Below are 20,312 nucleotides of genomic sequence, written 5' to 3'. Positions count from 1 at the left end.
GCCGTTCCGGGTTGTCAGAGTTCCGCGTTGTGGTAGACGTTCTGGACGTCGTCCAGTTCGTTCAGCATGTCGAGGAACTTCTCGAACATCGGAACATCATCGCCTTCAATGGTTGTAGAGGTTTGCGGCAGGAACTGGATCTCGTCAACCTCGAATTCAATGCCTTCGAAGGCGTCGGTCAGCGCCTGCTTGGCTTTGGCGTATTCGGTGTGGGGTGTAAAGACAGTGATCAGGCCATCTTCGTTCTCGATATCGGTAACGTCGACATCGGCCATCATCAGCGCTTCGAGAACGGCTTCTTCGTCCTGGTCCTTGAAAGCGAAAATGGCACAGTGATCGAACATATGGCTGACACTGCCGGGGGTGCCGATCTTGCACTTGGTCTTGGTGAAGGCCAGGCGAACGTCGCCAAACGTCCGGTTGGGGTTGTCGGTCAGGCAGTCGATAATCACCATGCAGTTGCCGGGGCCGAACCCCTCGTAACGGGCGGGGGAGAAGTCCTCAGCGGCGCCACCGCGGGCTTTCTCGAGGGCTTTCTCAATAACGTGGCTGGGAACCTGGTCTTTCTTGGCGCGGTCAATCAGGCCGCGCAGGGTCAGGTTACTTTCCGGCTCGGTACCGCCGGACTTGGCGCATACGTAAATCTCGCGGCCATACTTGCTGTATACCCTGGTTTTCGCGGCGGCCGTCTTGGCCATGGAATCTTTGCGGTTTTGATAGGCTCTGCCCATAACGCTGCCTCGTTGAGCTGTTCGAAAACTGCGAATTTTACTCGACAAGACAGGCTGACAACAGGTTTATTTGACCACGCGCGGAAACCGGGCGGGCGGAAAACGTCTAAGATTACTGACAGAGTCGTGAGAAGGAGAGGCAATGACTGATCCGCGGGGAATGTTGTATGGCCGGCAGTGGAGCGTCGGCCTGGTAGTGACCCTCCTGGTCTGGGCCTGCGCTGCCAACGCCGAGGAGGACGCGCTGGCAGATCCGTTGGCCGGAGACGCCGTCGAGCTGGTCGACCCACCTCACGAAGGGTATCAGCGATTGTTGAACGCGCGGGTGCAGGTCAAGGTGTTGCAGGGACTGGAATGGCCGGTTATACCGCCGGGACCGTCTATCCACTCCGGGGAAAGCGACGAGCGCTTGCCACAGATCCGTCAGCGCCTGACGCTGCTGGGGGACTTCACCGCCTCAGGCATGGAGGATCCCTCCCTCTACTATGACCTGGAACTGGAATCCGCAGTGCGCAACTTCCAGGCGCGGCACGGTCTGGAGGTGGATGGGGTGATCGGTCGTCGCACTCTGGAAGCGATGAACGTCACGCCCCAGCAGCGGCTTAATACCATCGATGTAAATCTCGAGCGCTGGCGATGGCTACCGGATGTACTGGGGGAGACCCGGGTCCAGGTCAATATCGCCGGCTACGAACTGCAGGTGTTCCGGGATGGCCGGCTTGCCGGCACCCATCGGGTAGTGGTGGGTCGGCCCTATCGCAGCACGCCGTTGTTCAGCGATCAGATTCGTTACCTGGAATTCAACCCCACCTGGACGGTGCCGTTCAAACTCATGGTTGAGGATGAGCTTCCGAAGATCCGCCGGGATCCGGATCGTCTCCGTCGTCTGGGGTTTGCGATTTATCAGGGCTGGGGCGATGAACGCAGGCTGGTTGACCCCGACACCATCGACTGGGACAGCCTGTCCAGGAGCTATTTTCCTTACCAGCTGGTCCAGCAGCCCGGGCCGACCAATGCGCTCGGCCAGGTCAAGTTCATGTTCCCCAACCGGTTCGCAGTTTACCTGCACGATACCCCTGCCAAGAACCTGTTCTGGCGGACCGAGCGGATCTTCAGCTCCGGCTGTATCCGGGTGGACCGCCCCTTCGAACTGGCCCTTCAGTTACTGGGTGATGAGGGATGGGACCGGGGACGGATCAACAGCATTCTCGACCGCGGCGAGACCCGGGTGGTCCACCTGCCGGAGCCGGTCCCGATTCATTTGCAGTACTGGACCGCCTGGGCCGAAGCGGATGGCACCCTTAATTTCCGGCGCGACATCTACGATCGTGATCACAAGGTCCTGGACGCCCTGCGGGCGTCAGCGCCTGGTGTGCCTGTGGAGCGGCCCGCTGACCTTCAGGTGTTCTGACCAGCATGGATTCGATGTCAGCCGCGAGGGCCTCGCTGTCGATCCGGAATTCGGCCTCGTGTTCCAGGCATAACAGGCGGCGGATCCAGGCTGTTTCGGCAAAGTTTGGCCGGAAAGTCAGGCGGGGTACGTACTGGCAAAGGGCGCCGTTATATTGCCAGGTAACCACCGGCGCACGATGCAGGTGACCGCACGGATCCCGCTGGTCCTGCTGTGCATACTCCCGTTGCCAGCCGATGTGCAGGTCGGTGACGCCGGTACGCTCTTCCATCGCCCGTTCCTGGGTAAGGCCGATCAATCGTTCTGTAACCATGCCCATGTGAGAGCCTCCTTTTTTGGCCTCGATTTCATGTGTGTACAACTGTACACATGAAGATCTCGCAAAGGGTAGAGGCAGAGCGATTGATGGCCTTTAATGACAGTAGATGAATCTACTTACCTTGCCCGGTCACTCAGACGTAATCCACCGGCGGCCGGTAATTTTCCTGGCTCATCAGGTCGATACCGCAGTCCATGTTACTGACCCAGTTGAGGAACTGGTCCACCATCGCCGGGCCCTCAAAGCGCTTGCCGTGCTGGGGTACGATCATGCTGACATCCATCTGGCGCACCATGTTGGCCCAGAGGCCGCACACCTTGCGGGACGCAATGTAGCGGCGGTGGAAGCCAGCCATCGTGGGGATGTGCTTGTTGAAGTCCTGCACCGGGAGGTGATCGTCCTGTGCGCCAATTGACGCGCCCAGGTCGCCGGAGAACAGGATCTTGGACACCGGATCGTAGAACTGCAGGTTACCCACGGAGTGCATGAAGTGGGCGGGCAGGCACTGGATATAGCTCTCACCGAAGCGTACGTTGGCGCCGCCGTCCGGAATGGCGGTAATCCGGTCGTAAACGCTGCCGCTCAGCTGTTGCGTGACATAGCCGGACACCAGGTGCGGCAGGAAGCGGGCCCACAGGCGGGAGGTGACAATCTGCGCCTTGGTGTGGACGATCCAGCGATCGATGGCTCCGATAATGTCGGGATCCTGGTGCGACGCGAACACGTAGTCCATGTCGCGGATATTCATGTACCGGGACGCCGCGACAGCCAGCGGGGTGTAGGTGAGGTCTCCGCCCGGATCGATCAGGGCTTCGTGCTTGCCGTCAACAATGAGGAACTGGTTGGACTGGACGCCTTCGCCCGCGACCAGTGAATCGAACATCAGGCACTTGTGGTGCCCGTTATCAAACAGAACGATGGGTTCAGCCGCCATCTTTTTCTCCCAAAATGAAACACATCCGACTTGCAGGGCCAGGTTGAAACATTGGGGCGCAGGGTACGGGAGGGTGGCGGGCGTGTTCTTGCGTCAGGTCAAGAAAGTGATATCCATCAAGTAACAAAATGCAACGGCGCCACATTACCGGACGCCGTTGCCAGACGTTCAGGCGTGGTGCGGGACCCGGCGAATGCCCTTGCGCAGTCCCTGCTCCAGTGCCGCACTGACCAGCCGGCCGGTATAGGGCAGGAACTCGTCGAAGGTTATGCGGTAGTTGATCCGGGTATGGCCTTCCGGGGTGTCTTCGAAGCGGATTCGGCCCAGGTGGTTCTTGATGGGGCTGGCGCTGGTGATGGTGTATTCGATCAGCGAATCGGGCTCGAAGCCGGTTACGGTTTCTTCCAGCCCGACCGGACCGATTCCGATCTTGCGTACCGAACCCAGCCCGTTGGGATCGGCCTGGTCACTGTCTTTGATCCGCCGGACCGGTGCCCCGAGCAGTTTGCCGAAACGCTGGTGGTCGGCAAACAGGGCAAAGACCCGGTTGCGGGGGACGTCAAAGGTTTCCTCGATTTCAATCGTGTACATAGCCATGGCTCGCTCTGGAGAAGTTGTTATTTGCCAAGCGTAGCGTTTCATCGCCTACAACAAAAGTCGTAGAAGGCGGCAGGATGAAATCTGGCCCCGGACGCCGGGTTTAATGGCGGGCGGTATTGCGGTAGTCCCGGGGCGACTGGCCCATGACCTTTTTGAACAATCGCGAAAAATAGTAGGCGTCGTCATAGCCAAGACGGCGACTGATGTCCGCAAAACTCAGGCTGCTGGTATCCAGCATCTGGCAGGCCCGCTCCACCTTGAGGTGGAGGAAATGCTGGATGGGGGAGGTGCCGGTCTGCGACCGGTAACGGGTGGCAAAGTGGGCCGGCGACAGGCCGGCAAGTTCGGCCAGCTGCTCCAGGCTGAGGCGCTCCTCCAGGTGCTCGCGCATGTAATTGTGGATCGTCTCCAGCTCGCTCTGGCGCTGGAGTCCGGCTTCGTCTGCGTTCAGCGGAACTGCAGCCATCAGCTGGCGCAGCCGGTTGGCGGCATGGATCAGGCCGCGGGTGCGGAAGCCGGTCTGCCGGACAGACAGCAAACCGTTAAAATCCACCAGCAGGCGAGGCTGACGGCCAAGATGGCGAATCCTGGTGCTGCCCCCGAACCCCATATAGTTGCGGAACTCCTCGGCGAGCGGGCCGGTGTAATGGACCCAGTGAATGGTCCAGGGATTGTCCGGGTCAGCGGTGTAGCGATGGCTGGCTCCGGCAGGCAGCAGCAACAGGTCGCCGGGCTGTACCACGTGGGGTTCGCCGCAGACATTGAGAAATGCCTTGCCTTCCGTGCAGTAGATCAAAAGATTATCGCGGTGGTGTTCCCGGTGCATGTGATGCCCGGCTGCCTTGCGGTAGTGGCCGAATGCCAGCGGATACAGCTCCCGGGTCAGCGGGTGGCTCGCCAGTTGGCGAATAATCGGCTCCGGCACTACGTAGCGTACGCTGTCGGCCGGCACCGGCCATTGGGATGTCTGGGGCATTGCGCGGTTCGCTTTGGTTGGTAATCGAAAAATAATCCATCACGGGCGAAATTTAGTCAATCGCAGGATGCCAGAACCCGTGCTACGATTTTTGCCATCGTGGTCGAAGCCCGTCGGGTTTTGATCGGCTTCCCGCATAACAACAAACAGGGACTTCATTATGAAAAATGTACCGCTGTACCTTGCCGGTGAATTCATCCAGAGCCAGACCAGCGAATGGATCGATGTCACCAATCCAGCCACCAACGAAGTGATTGCCAAGGCTCCGTGCACCACCCACGCGGAAATGGAACAGGCCATCAAATACGCCAGTGAAGTGTTCAAGACCTGGAAGGAAGTGCCGGTTTCCGAGCGCGCCCGGGTCATGCTGCGGTATCAGGCACTGTTGAAAGAACACCACGACGAGATCGCCGAAATTCTGTCCCAGGAAACCGGCAAGACCTTTGAGGATGCCAAAGGCGATATCTGGCGTGGTATCGAGGTGGTTGAGCATGCCGCCAACGTTGCTTCCCTGATGATGGGTGAGACCGTCGAGAACGTGGCACGGGAAGTGGATACTCACTCCTGGATCCAGCCCCTGGGTGTGTGTGCCGGTATTACACCGTTCAACTTCCCCGCGATGATTCCCCTGTGGATGTTCCCGATGGCGATTGCCTGCGGTAACACCTTTATTCTCAAGCCGTCCGAACAGGATCCGCTGACACCGATGCGCCTTGCCGAGCTGTTCGAACACGCCGGTGCCCCCAAGGGAGTGCTGCAGGTGGTTCACGGTGGCAAGGAGCAGGTGGATACCCTGCTGACCGACCCGGCCATCAAGGCGGTTTCCTTCGTGGGTTCGGTACCGGTGGGCCGGTATATCTATGAAACCGGTACCCGCAACATGAAGCGTGTCCAGAGCTTTGCCGGTGCCAAGAACCACATGGTGATCATGCCGGATGCTGACAAGCAGCAGGTCATCAACGCCCTGGTAGGTGCTTCCGTCGGGGCCGCCGGCCAGCGCTGCATGGCGATCTCCGTGGCGGTCTTTGTTGGTGAAGCCCAGCAGTGGATTCCGGAACTGAAGGATGCGATGGCCAAGGTCCGTCCCGGCGCATGGAACGACTCCGGCGCCAGTTATGGCCCGATCATCAGTGCCAAGGCCAAGGATCGCATCGAATCGCTGATCGCGACGGGCGAAGCCCAGGGGGCGAATCTGCTGCTGGACGGGCGCAACTGCACCGTCGACGGTCTGCCCGATGGCAACTGGGTTGGTCCGACGCTGTTCTCCGGCGTGACCACCGGGATGGACATCTACAAGGAAGAAATCTTTGGGCCGGTACTTGCCTGTATGGAAGTGGACAGTCTGGGAGAGGCCATCGAGCTGATCAATGACAGCCCCTATGGCAACGGTACTTCCATCTTCACCAACTCCGGTGGTGCTGCCCGCCGCTTCCAGCATGAGATCGACGTGGGCCAGGTCGGGGTGAACATTCCGATTCCGGTGCCCCTGCCGTTCTTCTCCTTCACCGGCTGGAAGGGCTCCTTCTACGGTGACCAGCACGCCTACGGCAAGCAGGCAGTGCGGTTCTACACCGAGACCAAGACTGTGACCTCGCGCTGGTTCTCCAGTGAGGCAACCTCCGAGGCGAACTTCTCTATCCAGTTGCGTTGATTGGTTGAACGTGGGGATGGTTGGGCCGGAGTCGCTTCCGGCCCCTTTTTCCTGCCGACGGCCAGGTTTATCAGATCCGGAGTGATTCAATGGACTTTAACCTTACCGAGGACCAGCTGGCATTCCGCGAAGCCGCGCGGGCGTTTGCTGAGAAATCCATGGCACCGTTTGCCGCGCAATGGGATGACGAGCACATCTTTCCGGTCGAGGTAATGAAGGAAGCCGGCGAAATGGGCTTCATGGGCCTGTATACGCCAGAGTCATTGGGCGGTATGGGGCTTTCCCGGCTCGATACCTCGGTGATCGTGGAAGAGCTGGCAGCGGCCTGTCCGTCCACAGCGGCCTTCATCACCATTCACAACATGGCGACCTGGATGGTGGCCAGTTTTGCGGCGGACGACCTCAGGCAGGAGATCGTGCCGAAGCTTGCCAGCGGTGAATGGCTGGCGTCCTACTGCCTGACCGAACCGGGTGCCGGGTCGGATGCCGCAAGCCTGCGTACCAAAGCGGTTCGGGATGGCGACAGCTACGTAATCAATGGCAGCAAGATGTTTATCTCCGGTGCCGGCAGCACCGATATCCTGGTGCTGATGGCGCGGACCGGGTCCCCGGACAGCGGTGCCAAAGGTATCTCGACGTTCGTGATTCCGGCCGATGCCGAGGGTATTTCCTACGGCAAAAACGAAGAGAAAATGGGGTGGCACAGCCAGCCTACCCGTATGGTCAGCCTGGAGAATGTGCGCATTCCCGCGTCTAACCGGGTTGGCGAAGAGGGCGATGGCTTTGCGATTGCGATGAAAGGCCTGGATGGCGGCCGCCTCAACATCGCCACCTGTTCCCTGGGTGGCGCCCAGGCAGCCCTGCTGCGCGCCCGCAATTACATGCACGAGCGTGAGCAATTCGGCAAACCCCTGGCCGCGTTCCAGGCCTTGCAGTTCAAGCTGGCCGACATGGCGACCAATCTGGTTGCCGCACGCCAGATAGTGCGACTGGGCGCGTTCAAACTCGACCAAAAGGATCCCGAAGCCACCTTGCACTGTGCGATGGCCAAGCGCTTTGCCACCGACGCCTGTTTTGAGGTGGTGAACGACGCCCTGCAACTGCACGGCGGTTATGGCTACATCCGCGAATACCCGCTCGAACGCTATGTGCGGGACTTGCGGGTACACCAGATTCTGGAAGGCACCAACGAAATCATGCGCCTGATCGTGGCGCGCCGCCTGCTGGATGACGGTGTGGTCGAGGCGATCCAGTAATCAAACACCCACACCGCAAGGATAACGGGAGAAACAGCATGAGTGACCTGATTCAGCTTGAAAAACGCGGCCACGTTGCGGTACTGACGATCAACAATCCGCCGGCCAACACCTGGACCGCGGAGTCCCTGCCGGCATTGCAGGAAACCATCCGGGAGCTTAACGCTGACCGGAATATCTTCGCCCTGGTGGTGACAGGGCAGGGTGAGAAGTTCTTTTCCGCCGGCGCCGACCTCAAGACCTTTGCGGATGGCGATAAAGCCCGTGCCAACGAGATGGCACAGGCCTTTGGTGAGGCTTTCGCTGCGCTGACCCGGTTCCGCGGCGTTTCCATTGCCGCGATTAACGGCTACGCCATGGGTGGCGGTCTGGAATGCGCCTTGGCCTGTGATATCCGTATTGCCGAAGAACATGCCCAGATGGCGCTGCCCGAAGCCGGGGTGGGACTGCTGCCCTGTGCCGGTGGCACCCAGAACCTGCCGTGGCTGGTCGGCGAGGGCTGGGCCAAGCGGATGATCCTGTGTGGGGAACGGGTCCGGGCCGACAAGGCCTTGCAGATTGGCCTCGTTGAAGAAGTGGTGCCCTCCGGCCAAAGTCTGGAAAAGGCGCTGGAGCTGGCGGAAATGGCCTGCAAGCAAAGCCCGTCTTCCATCGCCCGCTGCAAAACCCTGGTAATGAGCGCCCGCGATGGCCGGAGTCATTCCGATGCCTGGCGGATGGAGCGGGAGTTGTTCGTGGAGCTGTTCTCCACCGAAGACCAGAAAGAGGGCGTGAATGCGTTTCTCGACAAGCGCAAGCCAGAGTGGAAAAACCGCTGATAGCTGCTGCCGGGCAACGGACGAAGGACCTGTTATGAGTGATCAACCCATCATTTTTGAAGAATGGCAAACGGCCGACGGCACCCTGATTGCCGTGGCGAGACTGAATGCCCCCAAGGCGCTCAATTCGCTGTCGCTGGAGATGATTCGCCTGCTGACCCCGCAACTGCGGCGCTGGGCGGAGGATGACCGCGTCGGGGCGGTATGGCTGGAAGCCGAAGGCGACAAGGCATTCTGCGCCGGTGGTGACATTGTGGCGCTGTATCGCAGCATGACCGAACCGCAGGCGGTCAGCGCCGGCGAAACGTTCTTCGCCGAGGAATACCAGCTGGATTACCTGATTCACACCTTTCCCAAACCGGTGGTGTGCTGGGGTCATGGCATTGTCATGGGCGGTGGCATGGGCATCATGGAAGGTGCGTCGCACCGTGTGGTTACCGAAGGTTCCAGGCTGGCCATGCCCGAGATCACCATCGGTCTCTACCCGGACGTGGGGGCGGGCTGGTTCCTCAACCGCACCCCCGGCCGCACCGGATTGTTTCTGGGGCTGACCGGTGCCCGGATGAACGGCGCAGATGCGCTGTTTGTCGGGCTGGCCGATCGCTTTATCCGGCATGAGCTGAAACCGGCGGTCGTCACCGAACTCAAACAGCGCAGCTGGCTGGGCGAGGATGCCCACGGTGTCGTCAGCAGTGTCTTGCGACAGTACGAACAACAGAGTGCCGACGCCCTGCCGGAGTCCCCGGTGCGCACTCATTACGACGAGATCAACCGGGTGACGGATGCCGACTCGCTGGATGCAGTCATCCGTCAACTGGGTGAACTCGCCGGTGGCGAGGGTTGGGTTGCCAAAGCAACCCGGTCACTGGCCAATGCTTCGCCCACCTCGCTGGCCCTGGTCTGGCGTCATTTGCAGGGCTGCCGGCACGACAGCCTGCGCGAAGTACTCGACAAGGAGCTGGTGCTGTCACGCAACTGCCTGAGTAAGGGGGAGTTTGCCGAAGGTATCCGGGCTTTGCTGATCGACAAGGATCAGCAACCCCGTTGGCACTATGCCTCGCTGGCAGAAATGGACAGTGCGTGGATTGACGACTTTTTCAAACCATAGCCGACGGACCGCCATGGCTGGCGGTCCGCTCGATCGAATACAACAAGAAAGGGGAAGAGATATGGCAACAATTACCTTCATCGGTCTGGGCAACATGGGTGGCCCCATGGCCAGCAACCTGGTGAAAGCCGGGCACGACGTGACGGTCTTCGACCTGTCGAAAGATGCCGTGAGCGCGCTGGTGGCAGAAGGCGCCAAAACCGCCGATTCGGCACAGCAAGCTGTCAGCGGTGCGGAGTGTGTGATCACCATGTTGCCCGCAGGGCAACACGTGGAAGCCGTGTATCTGGGCGATAACGGTCTGCTGGCGACGTTGCCGGCGGGTACCCTCGTCATCGATTCCTCCACTATCGCCCCGGAGACTGCCCGGGGTGTGGCCGAGGCGGCAAAGGCCCGGGATATCCCGTTTATGGACGCGCCGGTCTCCGGGGGGGTCGGCGGTGCCAAGGCGGGGACACTGACCTTCATCTGCGGCGGTGCGGAAGAAACCTTCGGCAAGGCCCGACCGATCCTCGAAGCCATGGGCAAGAACATCTTCCATGCCGGCGAACACGGCTCCGGCCAGGTCGCCAAAATCTGCAACAACATGTTGCTGGCCATTCTGATGGCAGGCACCAGCGAGGCCCTGGCGCTGGGGGTAAAGAATGGCCTGGATCCCGCCGTACTGTCGGAGATCATGAAGCAGAGCTCCGGTGGTAACTGGGCGCTGAACGTCTACAACCCATGGCCGGGTGTGATGGAAGGTGTCCCCGCATCCCGCGGTTACGAGGGCGGATTCCTGGTTAACCTGATGACCAAGGATCTGGGCCTGGCCTTTGATAATGCCGTCAAGAATCAAGCCTCGATTCCCATGGGGGCCCTTGCCCGCAACCTGTTCCAGCTCCACGCCGGTCAGGGCAATGGCACGCTGGATTTCTCCAGCATCCAGCGTTTGTACAAGCCGGAATGAAGGGTTAGCAAGCAGTGTGAACCGGGTACGATAGCGGTGCCCGGTTACTGGATTTTTCCGCCAAGGGCTGGTACTTTCCGAGCCGGTTAACGGGCAGCGTCATCAAGGACTGGATGGCAGGGCCCGCCGGGTTCAACGGAACGAATCAAGACTTCAAGGACTGAAGACATGCCCCAGGCAAGCGGACTGCAGTTCACCGCCCGTATCGGTGATTTCCCCTCTGATCATTTTGCCGTAGTCGGCTTTGCGCTGACTGAGGGCCTCTCCTCGTTGTTTCAGGGCCGCCTTGAGCTGGCCAGCAGTGACCGTTCGGTAGTCCCCGGCGCGGTGCTGGAGCATCCGGTGGACCTGGTGATATGGCAGGACGGCCAGCTGCTGCGTCGCTTCACCGGTGTGGTCAGCGAATTTACCCGGGGTGATACCGGCCACCGCCGTACCCGCTATGAGCTGGTCATCCAGCCCCCGCTCTGGCGCCTGGGCCTGATGCACAACAGCCGCATCTTCCAGACGCAAACCACCGACACCATCGTGCACACCCTGCTGGAAGAGCGGGGCATTGTGGATACCGTCTTTGACCTGAAACGTCCGCCGGAAGAACGGGAATACTGCGTCCAGCACCGGGAAACCGACCTGCAGTTCATCGAGCGCCTGGCCGCCGAAGAGGGCTGGCACTACCGCTACCAGCACGGCAGTGTCGATGGCGAAGTACAACCCGCGTTGATCCTCGCGGACCATCATGGCCATGCCCCGAAGCTCGACCCGGTAACTTGCAACACCAGGGCCGGTGGCAGTACCAAGCAGGCCTGCGTGTTCCGGTTCGCCTACCAAGAACGGGTAAAAGCCGCTTCCGTGGTCATGAAGGACTACACCTTCAAGAACCCGGCCTATGCCCTGATGCACGAACACAGTGCCGGTCGTGTGAACCACCGGGAAGACTACCAGCACTACGACTATCCCGGTCGCTACAAGGCTGACGCCAGCGGCCAGCCGTTCACCCAGAGCAAACTGGATGCCCTCAGAAACGACGCATCGATGGGCCAGGGCCAAAGCAACCGCCCGGATTTCACCCCGGGCGCCAAGGTGGCGCTGCAAGGTCACGACAACCAGGGCCTGAACCGGGAGTGGCTGCTGACCGCCATTACCCACACCGGCAAACAGCCCCAGGCCCTGGAAGAAGAGGGCGGCAGCGAGCCCACCAGCTACCACAACGACTTCAGTGCCATTCCCGCCGACAAGACCTGGCGCCCCCTGTGTGACCACAAACCGCTGATGGATGGCCCCCAGATGGCCATCGTTACCGGACCGGAGGGCGAGGAAATCCACTGCGACCAGTACGGCCGGGTAAAAGTCCGTTTCCCCTGGGATCGGCGCCTGCGGCCAGCAGAGTCAGAGAGCAAGAAGAACGACGAACACAGCAGCGCCTGGCTGCGCGTCGCTCAGGGCTGGGCCGGCGGCCAATACGGCTTCATGGCGCTGCCGAGAATCGGCCACGAGGTTATCGTATCCTTCCTGGACGGCGACCCGGACCAGCCCATCATCACCGGCCGCACCTACCACGCCACCAACACACCGCCTTATGCGCTGCCGGAACACAAAACCCGCACCACCCTGAAAACCAAAACCCACAAGGGCGAGGGCAGCAACGAACTGCGGTTTGAAGACGAAGCGGGCCAGGAACAGATATACGTTCACGCCCAGAAAGACCTGGACCTGCTCACCGAACACAACCGCACCGAAGTCATCAGGAACGACAGCCACCTGACGGTGGAAAACAACCGCTTCAGCCACACCAGGGGCAACAGCCACCACACCACCGACGGCGAACACCGCGAAAGCATCGGCGGCGACTACAGCCTGACCGTAAACGGCAGCCACCACAGTAGGCAGGGCAAGAACCAGCTGGTGGAAGCAGGGACGGAAATCCACCACAAGGCCGGCATGAAGATTGTGATTGAGGCGGGTGCCGAGGTGACTCTGAAGGCGGGTGGCAGCTATGTGAAGGTGGACCCGAGTGGGGTGACGGTGTGCGGGCCGCTGGTAAGGATGAACTCTGGGGGTGGGCCTGGGAGTGGCAGTGGGGTCTCCGTGCAGGCTCCGACCAAGCCGGCCTTGGTTGCTGAACACGAGTCGCCAGGAGTTGAGACCGCGCAGCTGGCGGAAACTGGAACCTGGGTGGCGGCGGGGCCTGCTCCCGCGTCGGTTCAGGCGCTGAGGTCAGCAGCCGGCAAAGACGTTGCTTTCGTAAAGCAATGCGGGCGTCAACCGGATGGAACTTGCGCCATGAAAGCCTGTGCCTGTGAGGGTGATGTTGCATGACAGGTCTGGATCAAAAGACTGCGGAGCGAGCATGGATACTGCTGGATGGCGCGGTTTTGGACGCCCCCAGACTGGTCTATGAGCACGATGATCAGCCCGAATTGGACTATCTCTACCGGAACACGCCCCATGAAGGGGCCATCGAGGCAAGTCCATGCCTGGTTAAGCCTTCGCCCTTTTCACGACTCTGGTCTGAGCAGGCCCGGTGGCGGGAGCATGGGATCATTCTGGTTACTGATGAGAACTTATATCCGCTCGCCGACCATTTGCGCAGCCTGCTGAGCATCAGGTTGCCTGATGGGGCTTTTGCCTATCTGAGATTCTATTCGCCAACGCAGCTGCCCCGGTTGATGGCAGCGTTCAGTGATCTGGAACGAGCTGAGTTTAGTGGGCCTGTTACGGATTGGCTTGCCTTCCAAAGCGATGGTCAATGGCGACGATTCCGTGCGGATGGTAATAAACCAGTCCGGCGCGCCTCGGAAGAGGGCTGGTTTGCTCTGACGGATCACCACATTACAGCGATGACCGGTCGGGCTAGGGATGAGTTCATAGCCAGGCTGGCCAGATACCTCTCTCTGAACGATCCAGGCAGGATTGATACGTTAATCCAACAGGCGAATTCGCTGGGTTTCCGTACCGAGAAAGACGTAAGCCGATATGCAGAGCTAACGGTGGTGCATGGAGAGCGCATCAATCATCCTGAGCTTCATGCTGTTTTGTCCAGCCGTGAAATGCCGACAGCCCTGCGCTTGAGTGAAGTGGATAAACGTTTGGCATATGGAGTTGCCTTATGAGTTCTGAGTACACCGTCAAGTCCGGCGATACCTTGAGCGCCATTGCACAGCGGCACCAAACTACCCTGAGCAGTCTCCTGAGACTGAATCCGGATGTCGACAATCCGGATCGGATCTTCCCCGGACAGATACTGAAACTTCCCGCTGCAAACGATGCAAATTTCTCCAGTTGTGAGGTCGGGCAGGTTGCCCAGGAACCGCCGTGCGCTGAAGAAATTGTAGAAGTTGTTCATGTCACAGGCTCTGATGAGTTGATCCTGTTGACTGAAGACGAGCTCTCCGAGTGGCTTGTAGAGGAAGAGTTTGTTTGTGGCCCTATGAATGAGTTTTACACAAAGCTGGATGAGTTCAATGACGGAAACCGGGATTCGGAATTGAGCCCTGCTGAAGGTGAGGGCCAGTTGCTGTCGGAAGTTCAGGAAGAGAAAGAGCTTCTGATGGCGGAGCTGGAAGCTCGTGGAGTGCTGACGAATGATATGCAGAGCATACCGCCGATCACCGAGATCAAAAGATTAGCCGGTAATAAACATGTCACGTTTGTGCGCTCTGACAAAATGAATAATCACCGGAGACGATATTCGATAGCTGCCAGAGACCGAGCGTGGAGCAAGGGATGGCTGACGGAGAATGGCGTTGATCCGGCAAAGCTGCGAGATGCCATTCGAAGTGAGCTAAATATCAAGTTCAACGCAAAATTGTGGGAGCCTGAGCGCAATGGCGCACTCATGACGACATTGAACAAGTTTTACGATGAAGCATCTTGGTCGATATGGGGTGATGCCGAGGCAAGTCGACAAGCCATTGACGAAACCGGTTTCGATGCTTCGGCAGAGGCCCAGTTCATGCGCTTTTCGGCGGGCGCAAGCGCCTCTGGAGAGTTTGATCCGAGAAAGGGCAAGGTTCACTTTCAGGCCAAGGCAGAAGGGCAATATTCTCTGGCGCAGGGCAAGGTGGGGGTTGAGCAGTCTTATCCTGTTAATAACCGGTCTGAGGTCAGAGTTTACTACCGAATTGGTGGTTGGGATGGAGAGCGAAAAGAGGTTTCTCTTGGCCACTTCCAAGCAAGGCTTCGAGCCTCGTTGTCTGGATTTGCCGGGGCTTCTGCACTTCTCGCTGCAAATGTAACGATAGATTCGAGCAATGGCATACCGAATCTAAAAGGTATTGCAGCTAGACAACGCGGACAAGGTGCAGCAGTTGATGGAGGAGTTTTTGCGGGTGTTCGTGGGGGCTGCGAACTGGCAGGGGCGCTGCTTTGGGCTGATGTGCTGTCGGCACAGGCTGACTGGAAAACACTTTGTGAAATAGGAAAGAAAGTTGAGGCGGCCGCGGGAATTGGTGGGGAACTTTGCCTCCGATTGGAATTCAGTGAAAACACAGGCAAGTTTTATTTTAACTTTCACGCTGGCGTGGTCTTGGGCGTTGGCGCGTCTGGAAGCTTTGTACTTGAGGTGGATCCGGCAAATATAGTTACGATGATTCACTACGTCTACAAAGCTATGGGAGATGTGGACTTTCGATACTTGGAACTTTTCGATCCGTCAACAGATGCTTTTAATTGGTACACCAAGCTCGCCATATACGCTCTTGGAACGGGTGCCAGTTTAACTGTCTCTGCGGCCAGGATGGTCGAGCAGGGTATCACAACGATAGATGAATTTATCGATGATCTTGCTCTTTCCCTTCAATCCAATCTGGACAGGGAAAGGGTTGGTCGAGAAGTTGCCCAAAATATTATCGCGGATGATGAGCGGGGAGAGGAAAGCGTCTTGCGCCACTCTCCCCCGGAGGTTAAAGCAAAGCTCTTAAACCTGTTAATCGATGACTTCTCGCTGACACCTAAATTGCTAGACGGAACATTTACAAAGGTAAGAGCAGTTGGGCTGATTCTGCAATCCATGCAGAGCTGGAGAGACTTTGAGGAGACTATGGTTCGCATCAACCCGGAGAACGAATCGAGACAGGACGATTTTGAGGAAAACGTACGGAACGTATTCAGTTTCATCGGGAAAAACGCTAACCACTATAACCTTTACAAACGAATTCTGGAGGGCACGACAGCCAATCTGGTTGGCCCTGTACGTTTGGACCCATTTTCAGCTTGCCGAGTTTCGGGGATCGTCTGATGTTAATAAAGTTACTCCTGAGATCAATGAGCGCTGGTAGTGCGATCTCCGTTTTTGCCCTCTTCGCCGGATGCTCATCACCGGAGGCGCCCTCAGAAGTTGAAATTGAAGCGGTGCTCCACAGTGCCAAACGCAATCTGGTCTTTGTCGAAGGCGGCGAGTTTTGGCTCGGAGATGTTGGAAACGAATCGGGAGTGCTTTTTAATCCGATCTCTGATGACAACAAACCGCCAAAACTTGTGGAGGTTGAGAGTTTTTCAATCCTCAAGACAGAAGTTACTTGGGGTGAGTTCGTGGCGTTTCTGCAGGATGTGGGGCGAGCGGGCGACTATACAATCGAAAAGGGCTTCAAACGCGCTGTGAGGTTGCCAATAATAGCGAACAATGATCCTGCTTCACCGAACTATAAGAACAAACCTGCACGTAGCCCTAATTTTCAGGAGGCCGAAAACTTATGTCTGTGGCTGGCTGAGAAAACCGGTCTCTCATATTCACTGCCATCTGAGGCTCAGTGGGAGTATGCGGCCCGCAACCGCGGCCAACCGATCGCATTCGCCACAGACACGGGCCAGGTGGAATTGGATAAATATCTTCAGCGTCCATCTCAATACATTGATCCAATGCAGCCTGTTTCGGGGAACGTGCTGATACATTCATCTAACCAGGTAGAGCGCCGCCCGGTCGGATCCTATCCTCCCAGCCCTCTGGGGTTATATGACATGACTGGTAATGTGCCTGAATGGACGAGAGACTGGTTCCATCCCGGTTACGCTCATCTTTCTTCGACGAACCCAGTGGCAGAGCAACCGCACAGCGAACATTCTGATAAAAGGGTAGTGAGGGACCTGGCCGGCCATGGTGACCACACCGGTGGTTTAGCAACCGTATACGCCCGCAACGGTAGGGGTATGGACTCCCCCTACCAGGGATTCCGTTGTGTGGTAAATCACTCCGAGCCCATTAATTAAATGTCAACGGTACTGTTTTCAAGGAGGAAACGATGAACAACAACCTGAATCCCTTAAACCATAAGAACTACACATCGAAAGTTGTGGAGATCTTTGCAAACACCAGCGTTGAGAACATTAATGCGCTTTCTGGGAGTTGAGTATTTGCGTGGTTTCACCCCGATTTATTGATGGCTGAAGGCGAGGAGCATTGCTCCTCGCCACACTCTGCATTAGCGTTGTGCCTATTCGCCCTTCAAGACAACGCGAGAATCACTCCCCATGCAAAACTGGCTGATAGGCATAGACCTGGGCGGCACCAAGACCGAGGTCATCCTGCTGGATGACCAATCCAACGAACACTTCCGCAAACGGGTAGCTACCCCCGTCGGTAACTACCAGGCCACCATGCACACCATCCACACCCTGGTGCAGCAAGCTGAAAGCCACGCCGGCAGCACCGGCATCCCCGTGGGCGTGGGCATTCCCGGCAGCGTTTCCCGCATAACCGGCCGCATCAAGAACGCCAACTCCACCTGGCTGAACGGCCAACCCATGCAGCAACACCTGCGCGACCTGTTGCAACGGCCGGTAACCCTGACCAACGACGCCAACTGCCTGGCCCTTTCCGAAGCCACAGACGGAGCAGGGCAGAACCACCACACCGTCTTCGCTGCCATACTGGGCACCGGCTGCGGCGCAGGCATAAGCGTGAACGGCCAGCTGCTTACCGGCCCCAACGGCGTAGCTGGTGAATGGGGCCACAACCCACTGCCTTGGACGCCGGAAGCCGAACTGGAGCAGCGCCCCTGTTTCTGCGGCCGCCACGGTTGCAAAGAAACCTTCCTGTCCGGAACCGGGCTTTCACTCACCCACAAACTGCGCACCGGACAGCAACAACCCGCCCATGCCATTGTTGAGAGCGCCCGAAATGGCGACCCGCAAGCCACAGAAACCCTGCACGAATACCTGGAACACCTGGTGCGAGGCCTGGCTGCCGTAATCAACGTGATTGACCCCGACATTATCGTGTTGGGCGGAGGCATGAGCAACGCAGGACAACTCTACCGGGAACTGCCGGCAAGGCTGCCCAGTTACGTATTTGGCGGCGAGTGCGACACGCCCATAGTAAAAGCCGCCCATGGTGATTCCAGCGGGGTTAGGGGGGCGGCTTGGTTGGCCAATGCCTGAGCCCGCCCACAAAAGCGCTGCCACGCGACGCTGCCTGTCGCTCCCGTGACTAAACTGGAACGATAACCGAACCGGCACACGATACCACTAGGACCGCCCGGGAAATTACCGGTCTTCTGCTGTTAAGGAGGATTGGCGGACGGATGTGTTTGGCAACTGGCAGGATGGCGGCGGCGGGGGGGCAGTGTGCAGTGTAGAGAGGGTGGTGTGTGACTAGCAAAACCGCTTCGTAAACTAATGCAAAGTTTTGTGAGAGTTTGACCAAAATTTCCGGAAATCCTTGGATTATTTTACTTAGAAGGCTAATGTTCCTCTAAACATCATTGGCAGAACAAGATGTATTAGCGACAGTGGATGTCGGGCTCCTCCGTAGAATCCTGGTGAATCCGCTTGCTCAAAAAAACCATGGTGCAATTGCTCTGGGTTGGAGGTAGTACATGATCGAATCGTGCCCTTTCTGTACAGATGCTACTGAGGTTCCTTTAGGTGAGCTGCCGTCGAACGAGCTGGCATACGTTCGACAGGATAAGTTCCCCGTCTCCGAAGGGCATTTACTGATTATTCCCAAGCGGCACGCGTCGGATTGGTTTGCACTAACTAACGACGAAAAGGACGCGATCATGAGCTTGGTTGATGCAGCCAAACATTGGTTGGAGCGGCACTATAAACCCGCGGGATACAACATTGGAATGAACTGCGGTGATGCTGCAGGTCAAACAATTGCACATATGCACTGCCATTTAATCCCTCGGTATGCCGGTGATCGAGAGGATCCGAGAGGTGGGGTTCGATGGGTAATCCCAGAGAAAGCGGATTACTGGAGTGCCATATGAGTTTGCTTGACTATGAAAAGCGTTTCTCGGCACTGAGACTCAACAGTTCAGGCGGTTTTAATAGTCCCCACAAAGTGGCACTGCTGCTGGCGCTGATGGATCTTATAGATCGTGGTGACCTCAGAGAGAACATAATTCGATTCGATAATGTGCTGAAAGATGCATTTGCTAATCGCCTTGCGTCGTTTGGTGATTCATCTGCCAGAAATAACCCGCACCTTCCTTTTTTTCATCTGCGTAGCGAGGGGTTTTGGCACCACAAGATAGTGCCTGGTCAGCTAGAAAGCTACGAACAGCTATCTACAGCAAGTTCAGTAGGGGTAGTAATTAGCCACATTGAGTACGCGTTTCTTGATGACGAACTTTTTGAGTTGTTGCAGAGCAAGCTGATTCGGAATCTTTTAAGTGAATCGTTGTTAACCAACCTAGATCGGGGTTCGATACTCGATATTCTGAGAGGAGACAGTAGCGCTTGGGACTGGTTGGAATGTGAGTTTCTGGTCAATGACTATATGGTTATGCTCGAGAAGCATTTGAAAGGATGGAAATACAGCAAGGCTGATCATCGACGAGAGCTTATGGTTCGGCTGAACAATCGTTCGAAAGGATCCATTGAGTACAAACATCAAAATGTTAGTACAGTACTTATTGAGTTGGGACTTCCCTATATTCCAGGTTACAAACCCGCTTTCAATTATCAGAAGCAGTTAAAGCAAGTAGTTCTTTCGTATTTTGCTGGCCACCAATCAATCCTTGATGATGTTAATTCTTTTGGAGAAAGTGACGTCACCGAAGGCATTCCCGCTGAACTAAGCTGGAACGAAGTCTATGACCCCAATCCGCCAGAACATGTAACACGTGTTTCGGAAAAGAAACCTCAGTACATAGCTAAAAGAGTGGACTATACCGAGCGAGAGTTTCGTAACAGACAGCTTGGTCTGAAGGCTGAACAGTTCGTGTTGAATCTGGAACGTGAGCGCCTTATTGAGGCAGGCCGTCCGGATTTGGCGAGGGAGGTGGAATGGTCGAGTCAGAAGCGAGGAGATGGGGTAGGGTTTGATATTAGATCTTTTGATGTTGAGCAAGATTCCGAACGGTTCGTTGAGGTTAAAGCGACAAGCTCTGGAAAATACCAACCATTCTACATTAGTGAAAATGAACGAGCATTTTCAAATGATTTTTCGGATGCATACTCGATTTATCGGGTTTATGAGTTTAGAGAAACGCCAAGAATATTCATTCTTTCAGGTTCTGTAGAACAGCATGTTCAGCTTTTTCCTAATAATTATAGGGCTGAGTTTTAGGGAGACTCTGAATAAGTCTCGAAATCAGAGATAATACGGCCATCGCCA

General features: G+C 57.2%; 18 protein-coding genes. 13 read left to right on the top strand and 5 right to left on the bottom strand.

Annotation, left to right across the window (positions count from 1 at the left end; all coding sequences use genetic code 11):
* Positions 1-14: 14 nt before the first annotated feature.
* Positions 15-731, bottom strand: coding sequence for a YebC/PmpR family DNA-binding transcriptional regulator (locus tag CLH61_RS10400; protein ID WP_099614679.1), 717 nt, complete (start codon positions 729-731; stop codon positions 15-17).
* 142 nt (positions 732-873) lie between these two features.
* On the opposite strand from CLH61_RS10400, the gene CLH61_RS10395 reads away from it, so the two are divergent.
* A complete protein-coding gene (locus tag CLH61_RS10395; protein WP_099614678.1) occupies positions 874-2,142 on the top strand; it encodes a L,D-transpeptidase family protein in 1,269 nt (422 codons plus the stop codon).
* On the opposite strand, the gene CLH61_RS18350 is transcribed toward CLH61_RS10395, so the two are convergent.
* From CLH61_RS18350 to CLH61_RS10375, 4 genes are all read right to left on the bottom strand, one after another.
* A complete protein-coding gene (locus CLH61_RS18350; RefSeq protein ID WP_143752146.1) occupies positions 2,033-2,461 on the bottom strand; it encodes a hypothetical protein in 429 nt (142 codons plus the stop codon). The genes CLH61_RS10395 and CLH61_RS18350 overlap by 110 nt on opposite strands.
* A 133-nt stretch (positions 2,462-2,594) precedes the next feature.
* The gene (locus CLH61_RS10385) at positions 2,595-3,395 is read right to left on the bottom strand and encodes an oxygen-binding di-iron domain-containing protein (protein WP_099614676.1); all 801 of its coding nucleotides are present in this window, start codon (positions 3,393-3,395) and stop codon (positions 2,595-2,597) included.
* Between the two features lie 168 nt (positions 3,396-3,563).
* Positions 3,564-3,992 (bottom strand): SRPBCC family protein, encoded by a 429-nt coding sequence (locus CLH61_RS10380; protein WP_099614675.1) that lies wholly within the window; start codon positions 3,990-3,992, stop codon positions 3,564-3,566.
* Between the two features lie 103 nt (positions 3,993-4,095).
* The gene (locus CLH61_RS10375) at positions 4,096-4,971 is read right to left on the bottom strand and encodes an AraC family transcriptional regulator (RefSeq protein ID WP_099614674.1); all 876 of its coding nucleotides are present in this window, start codon (positions 4,969-4,971) and stop codon (positions 4,096-4,098) included.
* Between the two features lie 160 nt (positions 4,972-5,131).
* Here CLH61_RS10375 and CLH61_RS10370 point away from each other — a divergent pair, with 160 nt between their 5' ends.
* The 12 genes from CLH61_RS10370 (at position 5,132) to CLH61_RS10315 (ending at position 20,264) form a co-directional block, all read left to right on the top strand.
* Complete coding sequence (locus CLH61_RS10370) at positions 5,132-6,622, top strand: CoA-acylating methylmalonate-semialdehyde dehydrogenase (RefSeq protein ID WP_099614673.1); 1,491 nt, start codon at positions 5,132-5,134, stop codon at positions 6,620-6,622.
* Positions 6,623-6,711: 89 nt separating this feature from the next.
* Positions 6,712-7,878, top strand: a complete 1,167-nt coding sequence (locus tag CLH61_RS10365; RefSeq protein WP_099614672.1) for an acyl-CoA dehydrogenase family protein — start codon at positions 6,712-6,714, stop codon at positions 7,876-7,878.
* Positions 7,879-7,916: 38 nt separating this feature from the next.
* On the top strand, positions 7,917-8,696 hold the full coding sequence (locus tag CLH61_RS10360; RefSeq protein ID WP_099614671.1) for an enoyl-CoA hydratase: 780 nt from the start codon (positions 7,917-7,919) through the stop codon (positions 8,694-8,696).
* A gap of 34 nt (positions 8,697-8,730) precedes the next feature.
* Positions 8,731-9,804, top strand: a complete 1,074-nt coding sequence (locus CLH61_RS10355; protein ID WP_099614670.1) for an enoyl-CoA hydratase/isomerase family protein — start codon at positions 8,731-8,733, stop codon at positions 9,802-9,804.
* 61 nt (positions 9,805-9,865) lie between these two features.
* Positions 9,866-10,753, top strand: a complete 888-nt coding sequence (gene mmsB, locus CLH61_RS10350; RefSeq protein ID WP_099614669.1) for a 3-hydroxyisobutyrate dehydrogenase — start codon at positions 9,866-9,868, stop codon at positions 10,751-10,753.
* A 168-nt stretch (positions 10,754-10,921) separates the two neighbouring features.
* Positions 10,922-13,069, top strand: coding sequence for a type VI secretion system Vgr family protein (locus tag CLH61_RS10345; protein ID WP_099614668.1), 2,148 nt, complete (start codon positions 10,922-10,924; stop codon positions 13,067-13,069).
* On the top strand, positions 13,066-13,863 hold the full coding sequence (locus CLH61_RS10340; protein ID WP_099614667.1) for a DUF4123 domain-containing protein: 798 nt from the start codon (positions 13,066-13,068) through the stop codon (positions 13,861-13,863). Before CLH61_RS10345 ends, CLH61_RS10340 begins: the two co-directional genes overlap by 4 nt.
* Positions 13,860-15,989, top strand: a complete 2,130-nt coding sequence (locus CLH61_RS10335; protein ID WP_099614666.1) for a LysM peptidoglycan-binding domain-containing protein — start codon at positions 13,860-13,862, stop codon at positions 15,987-15,989. Before CLH61_RS10340 ends, CLH61_RS10335 begins: the two co-directional genes overlap by 4 nt.
* Positions 15,990-16,015: 26 nt before the next feature.
* A complete protein-coding gene (locus CLH61_RS10330) occupies positions 16,016-16,957 on the top strand; it encodes a formylglycine-generating enzyme family protein (RefSeq protein WP_170003704.1) in 942 nt (313 codons plus the stop codon).
* Positions 16,958-17,218: 261 nt separating this feature from the next.
* The gene (locus tag CLH61_RS10325) at positions 17,219-18,127 is read left to right on the top strand and encodes an ROK family protein (protein ID WP_099614664.1); all 909 of its coding nucleotides are present in this window, start codon (positions 17,219-17,221) and stop codon (positions 18,125-18,127) included.
* Between the two features lie 437 nt (positions 18,128-18,564).
* A complete protein-coding gene (locus CLH61_RS10320; RefSeq protein WP_099614663.1) occupies positions 18,565-18,960 on the top strand; it encodes an HIT family protein in 396 nt (131 codons plus the stop codon).
* Positions 18,918-20,264: a protein NO VEIN domain-containing protein gene (locus CLH61_RS10315; protein ID WP_099614662.1), complete on the top strand. Its 1,347-nt coding sequence runs from the start codon at positions 18,918-18,920 to the stop codon at positions 20,262-20,264. The genes CLH61_RS10320 and CLH61_RS10315 overlap by 43 nt, the downstream gene beginning before the upstream one ends.
* Positions 20,265-20,312 lie beyond the last annotated feature (48 nt).

Origin of the sequence: Marinobacter profundi, from assembly GCF_002744715.1 — a bacterium.
GTDB lineage: Bacteria > Pseudomonadota > Gammaproteobacteria > Pseudomonadales > Oleiphilaceae > Marinobacter > Marinobacter profundi.
The sequence above is the reverse complement of the archived record's forward strand: the minus strand, read 5'-3'. Positions and strand labels throughout refer to the sequence as shown.

Bases quoted from the DNA above. Each gene is read 5' to 3' on its own strand.
- CLH61_RS10400 (WP_099614679.1), bottom strand. From the start codon at position 731: ATGGGCAGAGCCTATCAAAACCGCAAAGATTCCATGGCCAAGACGGCC.
- CLH61_RS10395 (WP_099614678.1), top strand. From the start codon at position 874: ATGACTGATCCGCGGGGAATGTTGTATGGCCGGCAGTGGAGCGTCGGC.
- CLH61_RS18350 (WP_143752146.1), bottom strand. From the start codon at position 2,461: ATGGGCATGGTTACAGAACGATTGATCGGCCTTACCCAGGAACGGGCG.
- CLH61_RS10385 (WP_099614676.1), bottom strand. From the start codon at position 3,395: ATGGCGGCTGAACCCATCGTTCTGTTTGATAACGGGCACCACAAGTGC.
- CLH61_RS10380 (WP_099614675.1), bottom strand. From the start codon at position 3,992: ATGGCTATGTACACGATTGAAATCGAGGAAACCTTTGACGTCCCCCGC.
- CLH61_RS10375 (WP_099614674.1), bottom strand. From the start codon at position 4,971: ATGCCCCAGACATCCCAATGGCCGGTGCCGGCCGACAGCGTACGCTAC.
- CLH61_RS10370 (WP_099614673.1), top strand. From the start codon at position 5,132: ATGAAAAATGTACCGCTGTACCTTGCCGGTGAATTCATCCAGAGCCAG.
- CLH61_RS10365 (WP_099614672.1), top strand. From the start codon at position 6,712: ATGGACTTTAACCTTACCGAGGACCAGCTGGCATTCCGCGAAGCCGCG.
- CLH61_RS10360 (WP_099614671.1), top strand. From the start codon at position 7,917: ATGAGTGACCTGATTCAGCTTGAAAAACGCGGCCACGTTGCGGTACTG.
- CLH61_RS10355 (WP_099614670.1), top strand. From the start codon at position 8,731: ATGAGTGATCAACCCATCATTTTTGAAGAATGGCAAACGGCCGACGGC.
- mmsB (WP_099614669.1), top strand. From the start codon at position 9,866: ATGGCAACAATTACCTTCATCGGTCTGGGCAACATGGGTGGCCCCATG.
- CLH61_RS10345 (WP_099614668.1), top strand. From the start codon at position 10,922: ATGCCCCAGGCAAGCGGACTGCAGTTCACCGCCCGTATCGGTGATTTC.
- CLH61_RS10340 (WP_099614667.1), top strand. From the start codon at position 13,066: ATGACAGGTCTGGATCAAAAGACTGCGGAGCGAGCATGGATACTGCTG.
- CLH61_RS10335 (WP_099614666.1), top strand. From the start codon at position 13,860: ATGAGTTCTGAGTACACCGTCAAGTCCGGCGATACCTTGAGCGCCATT.
- CLH61_RS10330 (WP_170003704.1), top strand. From the start codon at position 16,016: ATGAGCGCTGGTAGTGCGATCTCCGTTTTTGCCCTCTTCGCCGGATGC.
- CLH61_RS10325 (WP_099614664.1), top strand. From the start codon at position 17,219: ATGCAAAACTGGCTGATAGGCATAGACCTGGGCGGCACCAAGACCGAG.
- CLH61_RS10320 (WP_099614663.1), top strand. From the start codon at position 18,565: ATGATCGAATCGTGCCCTTTCTGTACAGATGCTACTGAGGTTCCTTTA.
- CLH61_RS10315 (WP_099614662.1), top strand. From the start codon at position 18,918: ATGGGTAATCCCAGAGAAAGCGGATTACTGGAGTGCCATATGAGTTTG.